This window comes from Pseudomonas sp. Z4-20 (assembly GCF_051131955.1).
Lineage (GTDB): Bacteria > Pseudomonadota > Gammaproteobacteria > Pseudomonadales > Pseudomonadaceae > Aquipseudomonas > Aquipseudomonas marvdashtae.
Map to the genome: position 1 here is coordinate 59414 of NZ_CP071641.1, position 12993 is coordinate 72406.

General features: G+C 60.4%; 11 protein-coding genes. 4 read left to right on the forward strand and 7 right to left on the reverse strand.

Translation table 11 applies throughout. From position 1 onward, the window contains the following. Positions 1–95 precede the first annotated feature (95 nt). The gene (locus tag J3P82_RS00290; protein WP_434559784.1) at positions 96–1325 is read left to right on the forward strand and encodes a nucleoside recognition domain-containing protein; all 1230 of its coding nucleotides are present in this window, start codon (positions 96–98) and stop codon (positions 1323–1325) included. 10 nt (positions 1326–1335) lie between these two features. Here the strand turns inward: J3P82_RS00290 and J3P82_RS00295 are convergent, their stop codons facing one another. The 6 genes from J3P82_RS00295 to J3P82_RS00320 form a co-directional block, all read right to left on the reverse strand. Continuing rightward, positions 1336–2343 (reverse strand): DUF5924 family protein, encoded by a 1008-nt coding sequence (locus tag J3P82_RS00295; RefSeq protein WP_434559786.1) that lies wholly within the window; start codon positions 2341–2343, stop codon positions 1336–1338. Positions 2344–2430: 87 nt separating this feature from the next. Continuing rightward, positions 2431–3819: a M16 family metallopeptidase gene (locus tag J3P82_RS00300; protein WP_434559788.1), complete on the reverse strand. Its 1389-nt coding sequence runs from the start codon at positions 3817–3819 to the stop codon at positions 2431–2433. Positions 3820–3987: 168 nt separating this feature from the next. Further along, complete coding sequence (locus J3P82_RS00305) at positions 3988–5646, reverse strand: Na/Pi cotransporter family protein (RefSeq protein ID WP_434559790.1); 1659 nt, start codon at positions 5644–5646, stop codon at positions 3988–3990. Positions 5647–5895: 249 nt separating this feature from the next. After that, the gene (locus tag J3P82_RS00310; RefSeq protein ID WP_434559792.1) at positions 5896–6663 is read right to left on the reverse strand and encodes a TerC family protein; all 768 of its coding nucleotides are present in this window, start codon (positions 6661–6663) and stop codon (positions 5896–5898) included. 77 nt (positions 6664–6740) lie between these two features. Beyond that, positions 6741–8048, reverse strand: coding sequence for a CitMHS family transporter (locus J3P82_RS00315; protein ID WP_186633441.1), 1308 nt, complete (start codon positions 8046–8048; stop codon positions 6741–6743). Between the two features lie 279 nt (positions 8049–8327). Further along, positions 8328–8666: a DOPA 4,5-dioxygenase family protein gene (locus J3P82_RS00320; protein ID WP_434559794.1), complete on the reverse strand. Its 339-nt coding sequence runs from the start codon at positions 8664–8666 to the stop codon at positions 8328–8330. A gap of 84 nt (positions 8667–8750) precedes the next feature. Here J3P82_RS00320 and J3P82_RS00325 point away from each other — a divergent pair, with 84 nt between their 5' ends. Next, positions 8751–9410 carry an NAD(P)-dependent oxidoreductase gene (locus tag J3P82_RS00325; protein ID WP_434559796.1) on the forward strand — a complete coding sequence of 220 codons (660 nt, stop codon included), beginning with the start codon at positions 8751–8753 and terminating at the stop codon, positions 9408–9410. Between the two features lie 5 nt (positions 9411–9415). Here the strand turns inward: J3P82_RS00325 and J3P82_RS00330 are convergent, their stop codons facing one another. Then, a complete protein-coding gene (locus J3P82_RS00330; RefSeq protein WP_434559798.1) occupies positions 9416–10366 on the reverse strand; it encodes a choline sulfate utilization transcriptional regulator in 951 nt (316 codons plus the stop codon). Between the two features lie 114 nt (positions 10367–10480). On the opposite strand from J3P82_RS00330, the gene betC reads away from it, so the two are divergent. Both betC and choX read left to right on the forward strand, forming a co-directional pair. Next, positions 10481–11989 (forward strand): choline-sulfatase, encoded by a 1509-nt coding sequence (gene betC / locus J3P82_RS00335; RefSeq protein WP_434559800.1) that lies wholly within the window; start codon positions 10481–10483, stop codon positions 11987–11989. Between the two features lie 23 nt (positions 11990–12012). Continuing rightward, entirely contained in the window at positions 12013–12933 is a 921-nt protein-coding gene (gene choX / locus J3P82_RS00340) for a choline ABC transporter substrate-binding protein (protein ID WP_434559802.1), read from the forward strand. Positions 12934–12993: the final 60 nt, after the last annotated feature.

Below are 12993 nucleotides of genomic sequence, written 5' to 3' on the forward strand. Positions count from 1 at the left end.
GTTGTCAGCGTGCCAGGCAAACCCCGGAGAAATCCGGGGTTTGTCGTTTTGGCCAGCCCCGCTATCATTCGCCGCATCTTCCGGGGGACTTACCGATGCTCAATGGCCTGTGGCTTGGCTTCTTTATCGTGGCGGCCGTGTCGGCAATGGCGCAGTGGCTGATCGGCGGCAACGCCGGGATTTTCGCCTCCATGGTGGAAAGCATCTTCGCCATGGCCAAGCTCTCGGTCGAGGTCATGGTCTTGCTGTTCGGCACATTGACGCTGTGGCTGGGCTTCCTGCGCATCGCGGAAAAAGCCGGCATCGTCGATTGGCTGGCCAAGGCCCTCGGCCCGCTGTTCTTGCGCTTGATGCCGGAAGTGCCCGCCGGGCATCCGGCGATCGGCCTGATCACCCTTAACTTCGCTGCCAATGGCCTGGGACTGGACAACGCCGCCACCCCCATCGGCCTCAAGGCCATGCGCGCCTTGCAAGACCTCAACCCCAGCCCGACCATCGCCAGCAACGCGCAGATCTTGTTCCTGGTGCTCAACGCGTCGTCGCTGACGCTGCTGCCAGTGACGATCTTCATGTACCGCGCCCAGCAAGGCGCGCCGGACCCGACGCTGGTGTTCCTGCCGATCCTGCTCGCCACCAGCGCGTCGACGCTGATGGGGCTGCTTTCGGTGGCCTTCATGCAGCGCCTGCGCCTGTGGGATCCGGTGGTGCTGGCTTATCTGATCCCGGGTGCGCTGGTGCTGGGCGGCTTCATGGCGTTGCTGGCGACGCTCTCGGCCACGGCATTGGCGGGGCTGTCGTCGATTCTTGGCAACCTGACGCTGTTCGGCCTGATCATCCTGTTCCTGGTGGTGGGCGCGCTGCGCAAGGTCAAGGTGTATGAGGCGTTTGTCGAAGGCGCGAAGGAGGGGTTCGACGTTGCGAAGAACCTCTTGCCGTACTTGGTGGCGATGCTCTGTGCCGTCGGCGTGCTGCGTGCGTCGGGCGCGCTGGACTTCGGCTTGGACGGCATCCGGCACTTAGTGGAGTGGGCCGGCTGGGACACGCGCTTCGTCGATGCGCTGCCGACCGCCATGGTCAAGCCATTTTCCGGCAGTGCCGCCCGGGCGATGCTGATCGAAACCATGAAGACGTCCGGGGTGGATAGCTTCCCGGCCCTGGTGGCGGCGACCATCCAGGGCAGTACCGAAACCACGTTCTATGTCCTGGCGGTCTATTTCGGCGCGGTAGGTATCCAACGGGCGCGCCACGCGGTGGGTTGCGCGCTGCTGGCCGAACTCGCCGGTGTGGTGGCGGCGATCGGGGTTTGCTACTGGTTCTTTGGTTGAGGGTCAGGGTTCAAGGGTTCACCTTGAACCGCAACACGCCGATCAACTGGCCGTTCTCGGTCAGCACCCGCACTTGCCACTTGCCCGTCGGGTCGCCCGGAAAGTTCTGCTTGTGGGTCCAGGCGCGATAGCCTTCCTTGCGCCCGCCATGAATATCCAGGGCGATACGGTCGACCTCTTTGCCGTTGAATTGCCAGACGTGGTAGATCCGCTCATCGAGCCCTCGCGGCGCGTTGATGGCGGTGTAGGCGTACAGGCCATTGCTGCGGATCTGGGTGGCGCTGACTTCCTTCAGGCTGGCGCCCGGCGTGCGGTCTTCCAGCTGGGTGCTGATCGCGACTTCGGTCATCCACAGCGTGGCGGGTGGCACCCAGGAGCGCAGCACCCAGCCGGCGGCGCCAATCCCCAAGGTGATGCACAGAATCGCCAGGGCGTTGCGCACGGTGCGGATCGGAAAGATCGAGGCCAGGCTCGGGAACGACAACAGCATGGCGATGCCCAGCGCCAGCTTGAAGCTCTGGTCGGTGGTCAGGTGCAGGATCACCGGCAACGCCGTGAGCAGGGCGGCAAACAGGGTCAGTGTATGCAGCGCCAGGAAGGCCCAGCGCCGGGGGGCGAGCCATTTGTAGTACAGCGGATCGATGATCGAGACCAGCGCCGCCGCGGCGAGCAGCCCGGTAAAGAGCAATTGGCTACTGTTCCAAGTGGTGGTGATGAAGAAAAACGGCAGGACGAAAAACAGGCTTTCCTGGTGAATCATCTGCGTGGCGTAACGCAACAGCGGCTGGGGGATTTCCCGTTTGAAAACCTTGGTGAACAGCCGGGTCAGGCTGTTTTCCAGCATCAGCCAGAGCCAGCTCACCAGCATCATGATGGCGATCCAGGTCGCCAGGCCTTGCTGACGGTCCACCAGCATGAAACTGCCGACCCCGGAGATGAAACCGCCGAGGGCGATGACCCCTGGGTAGCGCTTCATCAGTTCGAGGATGCGCTGGATAAACTGAGTCAGGTTCGGCATTCGGCGGTTTCACAGTAAGTCGTAGGAAATATCCCTGACAGAGTATCGCCAGGACCTCGATGTGACGAGCGTCGCCTTGGCGAGGGTTTATGCCGTTTTGCGAAGCGCCCTTCGGCGCAAGCGCCACGCCAACAGCAGTAGCAACAACGCCACCAACCCGCTCAGGCCCCAGACAAGCTCGTCATCGCTGACCAACGGTTTTTCGATGCGTAAATACCCAGGATCCTTCAATAGTTCGCGCACGGCCTGGTTAGCCTGTTCCAGGCTCACAGCCTGCAAGCGGGCGGCGGGGTTGGCGAAGCGGCCATCCTCGTAATCGCCCAAGGCGCTCCAATAGTAATCGGCCAGTGCGCTGTTACCTTGAACGGCCCAGGATTGATGGGCAATGGCCGCGCGTTTTATCCGCACGAAGCTCTCGGGATCCAGGCCGTCCTTGAGCAGGGTGGTACGCAGCGCTTCCAGCGCCTGCTCGGCCTGGGGCAGATCCTCGCGGCTCAGGTCGGCGTTCAGGCCCATGAAACCGACGCCACCCAACACTTCCCGCTCGGCCCAGGGGCCATAAGACAGGTTGTTGGCCAGGCGCAGCTGGCGATAGAGCGCCCAGTCCAGGTAATCCTTGAGCAAGTCGAAGGTTTCGTCGTGTTGCTGCCCCAGCACCGGCTCTGGAAACAACCAGTGAAGCTTGGCGCCATCGCCGACCAGGCCGCGGGTCAGGTTGCGTTTGGTGACCGCGCTGTAGCGGATTTGCGGCAGCGGCGCGTGGACGCTGGGCTCGACCGGTTCGAGTTCGCCATACGTGCGCTCCAGGTAGGCCGGGAGCAGACGGTCGAGGTCTCCGACGACAATCAGCGTCATGTTGTTGGGGGCATACCAGGCCTTGCGCACCTGCTCGACCTTCGCAAGGGTGAGGTGCTCGACTTCGGCCCGTTCCGCGCAGCGCAAGCCCAGCTCCACGGCCAGCTGATTGCTGGCCTTGTGGCCGATGTCCTGGCGGTCCAGCCAACGTTGCAGATGGGTGTAATGCCCGCCGTCTTCGCGTTCAACCACTCGTTTGGCCGCTTGCAGGGCCTTGTCGTCAATGCGGGTGCGGGTCAGCAGCGCCAGCAACAAATCCAGGACCTTGCGTTGATTGCTCGCGGGCGCCTCGATGACGAACGTGGTATCGGCATTGCTGGTAAAGGCGTTCCATTCGCCGCCCAACGCCTGCATGCGTTCTTCCAGGCCGCCTTCGCCGCTATCGTCGACACCGCTGAACAGCAAGTGCTCAAGCAGATGCGGCAGCTCCTTGTCGGCGCACTTGAAATCATCAAGGCCCACGCCGACCACCAGCCGAATCGCTACGTGTCCACGGTCATTGCCGGGCTTGAGCAACAGCTGCATACCGTTGGGCAATGTGTAGCCTTCGACCTGGAACCGGTCCAGGGCAACCACGGGTAGGGAACCGAACAAAAGCAGGGCGAGTAACAGACAACGCATGGCAGGCTTCCTGGCGGCTGAATGACGATCCATGGTTCCGGGCCAGCCCTATCGCGAGCAGGTGCGCTCCCACTTTGGATTTGCGCTGTGTTCATGACCGTGGGAGTTGTCTGGCTCGATTGGCTTGAGGTCCGGCCCTTTTTAATGACTGGCCCAGGCGCCAGTCGTTCAAGGTGAATGCGTGATGTCGGAAATTTCATCAACGGCCAGCGCACCGATCTCCGAGGTTTCCAGCACCACGTACGCGCTGCCGCAGAACAGCGAATTCAAGCGCCTCATGTCGGCAATCAGCTCCAAGTGCAGGGAGCTGGTCTCGATACTCTGCACGACCTTGCGGTGCAGACGGCTGACATGGGCGTGGGCCATGCGCCGTTCCTGTGCGCGAAAACGCCGTTTCTCCCGTAGCAATTGGCGGGCGCTTTCCCGGTCGGCGCTAAGGAATACCGACAACCCCAGGCGCAGGTTGGCGATCAGGTGGCTGTGCAATCCCGCCAGCTCTTCCAGGCCCACCTCGGAAAAAGATCGACGTTGCGAGGTTTTCTGTTGCTGGACCTTACGCAACATGCGCTCGATGAGGTCGCTAGCCAGCTTGAGATTGATTGCAAGCTCGATGATTTCCGCCCAGCGACGACTGTCCTGCTCGCTGAGGTCCTCACGCGGCATTTGCGCCATATAAAGCTTGATGGCGCTGCACAGCGCCTCGACATCGTCGCTCATGCCGCGCACTTGCTGGGTGATTGCCGTTTGCTCGCCACGCAACACGCCGAGCATGGCTTCGAGCATGTTTTCGATCAGATCGCCGATGCGCAAGGTTTCCCGGGCCGCGTTCGCCAGCGCCAGGCTCGGGGTGGCGAGGGCGGCGGGGTCCAGGTGCCGGGGCGCGGCCGTACCCTTGATTTCCGCACGTTCCGGCAGCAGCCATGCGCACAACCTGCCCATGGGTCCGACGCTTGGCAGCAGGACCAGGCAACGCACGGAGTTGTAGAGCAAGTGGAAGCCAATGACGGTTTCCTGGGGGCTGAAATCCAGACCGTCCAGCCAGCCCACCAGTGGATCGAGCACCGGAATGATCAGCACCAGGCCGATCAGCTTGTACAGCAGGCTGCCCAGCGCTACTTGGCGTCCGGCGGCGTTCTGCATGCTGGTGCTGAGGAAGGCCAGGATGCCGCTGCCGATGTTGGCACCGATCACCAGGCCGATGGCCACTGGCAAACTGATCACGGCGGCGCCCGCCAGTGTCGCAGTCAGCAACACGGCCGCCAGGCTGGAATAGGAAATCATGGCGAACAGCGCGCCGACCAAGGCATCGAGCAGGATATCGCCGGTCAGCGAGGCAAAAATCACTTTTACGCCCTGGGCCTGGGTGATCGGCGCAGCGGCTTCGACGATCAATTGCAAGGCCAGGATGATCAGGCCGAGGCCGATGCCGACCCGGCCCATCTGCCCGACACGGGTCTGCTTGCGCGACAGAAAGAAAATCACCCCGAGGAAAATCAGTAGCGGTGACAACCACGACAGGTCCAGGGTCAGTACGCGGGCCATCAAGGCGGTGCCGACATCCGCGCCGAGCATGGTCGCCAGGGCAGGGGTCAGCGTCATCAGCCCTTGGCCGACGAAGGACGTGACAAGCATCGCCGTGGCGTTGCTGCTCTGGACCATGGCCGTGACCATGATTCCTGCAATAAACGCCAGCCAGCGCTTGGACATGTTCTGGCCAATGACATGGCGCAGGTTCGAGCCGTAGACCCGCAAAATGCCGGTACGGACGATATGCGTGCCCCAGATCAGCAAGGCCACGGCGGAGAGTAGATTCAGCAGGGTCAGCATGAGGAGCCCCCTGTTAGCGTCCCAAAGGGACAAATTGACGGTGCCACATCGTTCTACTTGTACTTAAGCTGTAGTTGGCGAACGGTTCAGGCGCCAGCATTGCACAGCTAAAGAATCGTTTGAAACAAAACTGTCATGAATAGGTTCTCTGCAAGAACGTTGCGGATCTTGAATGTTGCGCAACAGGTCACTTATCCGCAGGCATGAAAAAGGGGCTCCGAGAGCCCCTTCGTTCATCGCCCTACGATATTACTGACCGGGAAAATCCTTGCGCAGTTTCACCGGATCCTGTTGCTTGCGCTTGCGCGCCATGGCGATGCGCATCTTGATGTTGATCGCTTCCACCGCCAGCGAAAACGCCATCGCGAAGTAGACGTAGCCTTTTGGCACATGCACCTCGAACGACTCGGCGATCAGCACGGTACCGACGACCAGCAGGAACGACAGCGCCAGCATCTTCAGCGACGGATGCTTGTCGATGAAGCTGCTGATAGTACCCGCCGCCAGCATCATCACCAGCACAGCTACGATGATTGCCGCCACCATCACCGGGACATGGGAAACCATGCCGACTGCGGTGATCACCGAATCCAGCGAGAACACGATGTCGATGATCGCGATCTGGACGATGGTGTAGATGAAGCTGCCGCCCGTGCCCGATGGCTCGTCGGTGCTTTCATCCTCGCCTTCCAGCGCGTGGTACATCTCTTGGGAGCTTTTCCATAGCAGGAACAGGCCACCGAAGAACAGGATCAGGTCGCGACCGGAAATGCCCTGGCCGAAGACTTCGAACAAATCGGCCGTCAGGCGCATGACCCAGGTAATGGACAGCAGCAACAGGATCCGGGTGATCATGGCCAAGGCCAGGCCGAAGATCCGGGTGCGCGCCTGCATGTGCTTGGGCATGCGGCTGACCAGGATCGAGATCATGATGATGTTGTCGATGCCCAGGACGATTTCCAGGGCGGTCAAGGTAAAGAAGGCAACCCATATTTCCGGGTTGGTCAGCCATTCCATGTGAGTTCCTTTGAGCGAGTGTTAGGCCGCGCCGCGCCTTCGGTGACCCGAAAGGGGCGACGCAGCGGGCGTTGCTTTTATAGAGTGCTGAACAGCGGAAAAATCCCCATCAGCAAGGCGGCGAACATTATGCACAGGCAAACCAGTACTGCCCACTTCAAGGTGAAGCGTTGGTGATCGCCGAACTCGATCCCGGCGAGCGCCACCAGCAGGTAAGTCGACGGAACCAGCGGGCTCAGCAGGTGAACGGGCTGGCCGACGATGGAAGCACGGGCCATTTCGACGGCGGTGATGCCGTAATGGCTGGCGGCCTCGGCCAAAACCGGTAACACCCCGTAATAAAATGCATCGTTCGACATGAAGAACGTGAACGGCATGCTCACCAGCGCGGTAATGACCGCCAGGTACGGACCGAGGAACTCCGGAATAACCGCCAGCAAGCTCTTGGACATGGCATCGACCATGCCGGTGCCGGTCAGGATACCGGTGAAGATCCCCGCCGCGAAAATCAGCCCGACCACCGCCAACACGCTGCCAGCGTGCGCCGCGACGCGGTCTTTCTGCTGTTGCAGGCACGGGTAGTTAACGATCATCGCGATACTGAACGCCACCATGAACAGCACCGGCAATGGCAGCAGTCCGGCAATCAGGGTGCACATCAGGGCCAGGGTCAGCGCGCCGTTGAACCAGATCAACTTCGGACGACGGGCATCCGGAAACTGGGAAACGCTGATTTCGCTGTGGTCCATTTCATCACCGGCCAGGTGCAATTCACCCAGGCGGGCACGCTCGCGTTTGCCGTACATATAGGCAATCGCCAGGATCGCCACGACGCCGGCCAGCATCGCCGGGATCATCGGCACGAAGATGTCGGACGGGTCCACATGCAGCGCGCTGGCTGCGCGGGCGGTCGGGCCGCCCCACGGGGTCATGTTCATCACGCCGCCGGCGAGGATGATCAGGCCGGCCATGATCCGCGGGCTCATGCCGATGCGGCTGTAGAGCGGGAGCATGGCGGCTACGCAGATCATGTAAGTGGTCGCGCCGTCACCATCGAGGGAAACGACGAGCGCCAGAACGGCGGTACCGACCGAAACTTTCAACGGGTCGCCCTTGACCAGCTTGAGGATCTTGCGCACGGCCGGGTCGAACAGGCCGGAGTCGATCATCAGGGCAAAATACAGAATTGCGAACATCAGCATCACCCCGGTCGGGGCGAGCTTGGTGATGCCTTCGAGCATCATCGGGCCGATTTTCGGTGCGAAGCCACCGAACAAGGCAAACAGGATCGGGATGATGATCAGGGCGATCAGCGCGGACAGGCGCTTGGTCATGATCAGGAACATGAACGTGATGACCATGGCGAAGCCAAGGAAAGTCAGCATGGGAAATACTCCAGGCGTGGCGCGGCTATGAAATGCGAACCGGACAGGTCAGCGCGAAATGCAAAGCACGAGGGGAACGGATGGAGTGGGTGCAGCGGGACGGGAAGCAGCGGACATCAGAATCACCATTGTTGTTGTTAAAAGGGCCGCACGAGCTAACGAAGACTCGTTTTAGGCCACCGGTCTATTGCCGGTAGGTGAGGCGATCCTAATCGCGCAAGCTTTCAGCAGCCTTTCGTCGCTGCAATGGCTGATGATTGGCCTCCACAACAAAAGCAGTCAGGTTTTTGCTTTGAAGGCTGAGAGATTCAACGGCCGCACCGCCCCCATCCAGATCGCATGATCGGTGTGGTCCGCCAGGTCATCGCCGGTGTCGGGGTGAAGAAAAATTACCAGTCCCTTGCGATTGAGAGCCAGCCACGGCAAGACCACGCCGATGTACTGCGGATCGAATGCCAGCTGGCAGCTCCAGTCCGGGTGTGGACCGACCGGGCGTTGGTGCATCCGCCCCATCTTCAGCGCAAACAGTTGCGCCGCTTCCTCACACAGTGCCCGCGCCTGGTCGAGGGTGCTGGCGTCGAAATAAACGTGGGCGTGATAGCCCTTGATCCGTTGCATTTGTCACTCCTCGAAAGACCAGCCGAACCCTCGCGCTAAACCACGGGTCAGAGCCTTTACACGCGGGAAAAAGGAATATCAGCCATGAAAAACGCCGAAACCCCGGTCATTAAAGTGGTGCTTTATGGTGCCATGAGCAGCCTCGGCAGTGCGTTGATGGCTGAACTGTTGCGACGCCAGCATGAAATCATCGCCATTTTGGATGATCTTACCGCCTTGGCGCCGCGCCCGGGCCTGCGCGCCAAGACCGGGGATCTCTTCGACCCCGAACGAGTCAAGCAGAGCGTCGCCGGCGCCAGCGCTGTGGTGTGTCTGTTGAACGCGCCGGGGCTGCCAATGAACAGCGAGCAAGTGGAGCGCACGCTCATCCCCGGTCCTGTGGAGCAGGTCCTGGCTGTGGATGCGCTAATTGCCGGCATGCAAGCGGTGAAGATTCCCCGGCTGTTCCTGGTGGGCAACTTTGCCGTGCTGGAAGAAGAGCAGACAGACGATGACTTGCAGCACCACGCCGCCGAAGAAATCCTTGATGCCCTGAAAAACAGTGCCCTGCAATGGACGCTCGTCAATGCGCCTTATGCCGTGCAGGGGTTGAGCATCGAACATTTCAGCCACGTCAGCACCAGCCTGGAGCCTGGCATGGCCGAATCGCTAGAGCGCCTGAGCCGTGTAGCGGTCGGCATTGCCGACGAACTGCGCCTCAATCTGCACGTCGGTGAGCATGTCAGCTTTGTCCCAGCTACTTGAGGTGCTCACACCGCAATGGAAGGCAGCGGCAATCCCGTCAACGACTCTGCACTGTTGGCCTGTTCTTCCATCAGCCAATCGACGAACAACTTGATCAGCACACCCCGGCGCTTACGCTGGGGCAGGACCACGTAGTACCCCAGACGGGAAAGCACCGTCTCGGCGATCGGTCGGCACAGCAGCCCCTGCGCCAGCAAGTTATCCACAAGGTGTCGCCAGCCGATGGCGACACCTTGGCCGCCGATTGCCGCCTGGATGAGTAGCGTGTAGTTGTCGAAGCGCAATTGCCCGGGAGCGGGCGGCGAGATGATGCCCAGCTCACGGAACACGCCACTCCACTCGAACCAGCTGCTGCTGTTGCCGCCGCGCAAATGCAGCAAGGGGAATTCCGACAAGGCCTGGGCCGGCAAGGGCAGGGGGCGTTCCTTAAGCAGCAGCGGGCTGCATACGGGAAAAACTTCTTCGCTGAAAAGCCAGCGACTTTCGCCCTGTTTGAAACGACCGTCGCCAAACAGGACCGCAACGTCAATATCCGTGCGCAGCATGTTGTGGTTGCGCTCGCTAGTTACCAAGCTAACGTCCACTTGTGGGTTGGCCGCATGAAACCGGTGCAGGCGCGGCATTAACCAGTAAGCGGCGAACGCAAAGTCCGTCGCGACTTGCAGCACCTCGTGTTGGTGCTGGGCACTGATCGCGTTCAGCCCGGCGTCGATGCTTTGCAAGCCGGCCTGGACCTGTTCGAACAGAATGGAACCGACCTCGGTCAATTCGATGCCTCGGTAGATACGATCGAACAACCGTGCGCCGAGTTGTTCCTCCAATCGCTTGATCTGCTGGCTGATGGCTGGCTGTGTGGTGCCCAGCTCAATCGCGGCGGCCGTGAAGCTTTGCTGGCGAGCCGCTGCTTCGAAGGCGCGGAACAGGTCCAGGGACAGGTCACCCAAGGCGTCATACATAAGCTGTGCTTATCCTAGTCATTATCTTGCATGGGCTTTACCCCAAAGAGCATGGGCTACATGCTCAATCGCAGCAATATCGCATAACCGCTCACTATGGAATGCCGCGAATACATGAAGCGCAAGAACATTCTTTTCATCATGGCCGATCAAATGGCCGCGCCAATGTTGCCAATTTACGGTCCGTCGCCGATCAAGCTGCCGAATCTGTCACGCCTGGCCGACCAGGGCGTGGTGTTCGACGCTGCGTATTGCAACAGTCCGCTCTGCGCGCCGTCGCGTTTTACACTGGTGAGCGGCCAATTGCCGAGCAAGATCGGCGCCTACGACAACGCGGCGGACTTCCCTGCGGACGTTCCGACTTATGCCCACTACCTGCGGCGCCTCGGCTACCGCACGGCGCTGTCCGGCAAGATGCATTTTTGCGGGCCCGATCAGCTACACGGGTATGAAGAGCGCCTGACCAGCGACATTTACCCGGCCGATTACGGTTGGGCGGTGAATTGGGATGAGCCGGACGTCCGGCCAAGCTGGTATCACAACATGTCCTCGGTGTTGCAGGCCGGGCCATGCGTGCGCACCAATCAGCTGGATTTCGACGAAGAAGTGGTATTCAAGGCCCAGCAATACCTGTTCGATCACATTCGCGAAGACGGCGACCAACCGTTTTGCCTGACCGTATCGATGACGCACCCACACGATCCGTACACGATTCCCAAGGCGTTCTGGGATTTGTATGACGACAAAGACATCCCACTGCCGCAAACCCCCGACCAGGCTGAGCTTGATCCGCACTCCCAGCGTCTGATGAAAGTCTACGACCTGTGGGGCAAGCCGTTGCCTGTGGATAAGATTCGCGACGCCCGCCGTGCCTACTTTGGTGCTTGCAGCTACATCGACAGCAATGTGGGCAAGTTACTGCAAACCCTGGAAGAGACCGGTCTGCTGGATGACACCATCATCGTCTTCTCCGGCGATCACGGGGACATGCTTGGGGAAAAGGGCCTCTGGTACAAAATGCACTGGTTCGAAATGGCCGCGCGCGTACCGCTATTGATCAGCGCGCCGGGCCAGTTCGCCAGTGGCCGCGTCGGTGCCGCAGTGTCCACCGCCGACTTGTTGCCGACCCTGGTCGAGTTGGCCGGTGGCACGCTGGACCCCGGTTTGCCGTTGGATGGCCGCTCGTTGTTGCCGCATCTGCAAGGGCAGGGTGGGCATGACGAAGTGTTTGGTGAATACATGGCCGAAGGCACCATCAGCCCGTTGATGATGATCCGTCGCGGCCCGTGGAAATTTATCTACAGCGAGGATGACCCATGCCTGCTGTTTGATGTGCGCAATGATCCGAAGGAACTGGAAGACCTCAGCCATTCGCCTGGGCATCAGTCCCTGTTGGCTGATTTTCTCGCCGAAGCGCGGGCCAAATGGGATATTCCAGCCATTCATCAACAGGTGCTCGCCAGCCAGCGGCGCCGACGTTTTGTCGCCCAGGCGTTGACCCTGGGCAAACTCAAGAGCTGGGACCACCAGCCGCTGGTCGATGCCAGTCAGCAATACATGCGCAACCACATCGATCTCGACGACCTGGAGCGCAAGGCCCGTTACCCACACCCTGCCCAATAAACCAATAACGTAAGGGGAAGCACATGCAAAAGTTATCCACAGTACTGACCGCCGGGCTGTTGGCGTTGAGCAGTGCGTCGGCGTGGGCCGAGCAGAGTTGCGAGACGGTGAAGATGGCCGATCCGGGCTGGAGCGACATCGCCGCGACCAATGCCATTACCGGTTTCCTGCTCGAAGGCATGGGTTACAAGGCCAAGGTCGACACCCTGGCGGTGCCGATCACCTTTGGCGGGCTCAAGGACGGCCAGGTTGATGTATTCCTGGGTAACTGGATGCCTGCGCAGCAGGGGTTCTATGACAAATTCGTCGCCAACGGTGACGTCACGCAACTGGCGAAGAACCTGGATGGCACCGAATTCACCTTGGCGGTGCCGGACTACGTCTGGGACGCGGGTGTGCATAACTTTGCCGACCTGAACAAGTTCGCCGACAAATTCGATAAGAAGATCTACGGCATCGGTTCCGGCGCCCCGGCCAACCTTTCGCTCAAGGAAATCATCAAGTCCAACGATTTCGAGATGGGTGACTGGAAACTGGTGGAATCCAGCGAACAGGCGATGCTGGCCGAAGTCTCCCGGGCCGTGAAGAAACAGAAATTCGTGACCTTCCTCGGCTGGACCCCGCACCCGATGAACGTGCAACTGAAGATGCACTACCTCAAGGGCGGCGAGAAATACTTCGGCGACACCGGCAGCGTCTACACGCTGACGCGCAAAGGTTATGCACAGGCCTGCCCGAACGTAGGCAAGCTGCTGACCAACCTGAGTTTCACTCAGGAAATGGAAAACAGCATCATGGCTGAAGTGGTAAACAAGAAGGTCAGCAATGCCGAAGCGGCCAAGGCCTGGATCAAGGCTAATCCGGCGGTGCTGGATAAATGGCTGGACGGCGTGAAGACCGTTGATGGCAAGGATGCACTGGCGGCGGTGAAGGCCAAGCTATAAAGCTATTGTGGCGAGGGAGCTTGCTCCCGCTGGGTTGCGAAGCAGCCCCAGAACCTGAAA

Coding starts and splice junctions, on each gene's coding strand:
- J3P82_RS00330 (WP_434559798.1), bottom strand. CDS start 10,366: ATGTATGACGCCTTGGGTGACCTGTCCCTGGACCTGTTCCGCGCCTTC.
- J3P82_RS00295 (WP_434559786.1), bottom strand. CDS start 2,343: ATGCCGAACCTGACTCAGTTTATCCAGCGCATCCTCGAACTGATGAAG.
- J3P82_RS00290 (WP_434559784.1), top strand. CDS start 96: ATGCTCAATGGCCTGTGGCTTGGCTTCTTTATCGTGGCGGCCGTGTCG.
- J3P82_RS00315 (WP_186633441.1), bottom strand. CDS start 8,048: ATGCTGACTTTCCTTGGCTTCGCCATGGTCATCACGTTCATGTTCCTG.
- J3P82_RS00320 (WP_434559794.1), bottom strand. CDS start 8,666: ATGCAACGGATCAAGGGCTATCACGCCCACGTTTATTTCGACGCCAGC.
- J3P82_RS00310 (WP_434559792.1), bottom strand. CDS start 6,663: ATGGAATGGCTGACCAACCCGGAAATATGGGTTGCCTTCTTTACCTTG.
- choX (WP_434559802.1), top strand. CDS start 12,013: ATGCAAAAGTTATCCACAGTACTGACCGCCGGGCTGTTGGCGTTGAGC.
- J3P82_RS00305 (WP_434559790.1), bottom strand. CDS start 5,646: ATGCTGACCCTGCTGAATCTACTCTCCGCCGTGGCCTTGCTGATCTGG.
- J3P82_RS00325 (WP_434559796.1), top strand. CDS start 8,751: ATGAAAAACGCCGAAACCCCGGTCATTAAAGTGGTGCTTTATGGTGCC.
- betC (WP_434559800.1), top strand. CDS start 10,481: ATGAAGCGCAAGAACATTCTTTTCATCATGGCCGATCAAATGGCCGCG.
- J3P82_RS00300 (WP_434559788.1), bottom strand. CDS start 3,819: ATGCGTTGTCTGTTACTCGCCCTGCTTTTGTTCGGTTCCCTACCCGTG.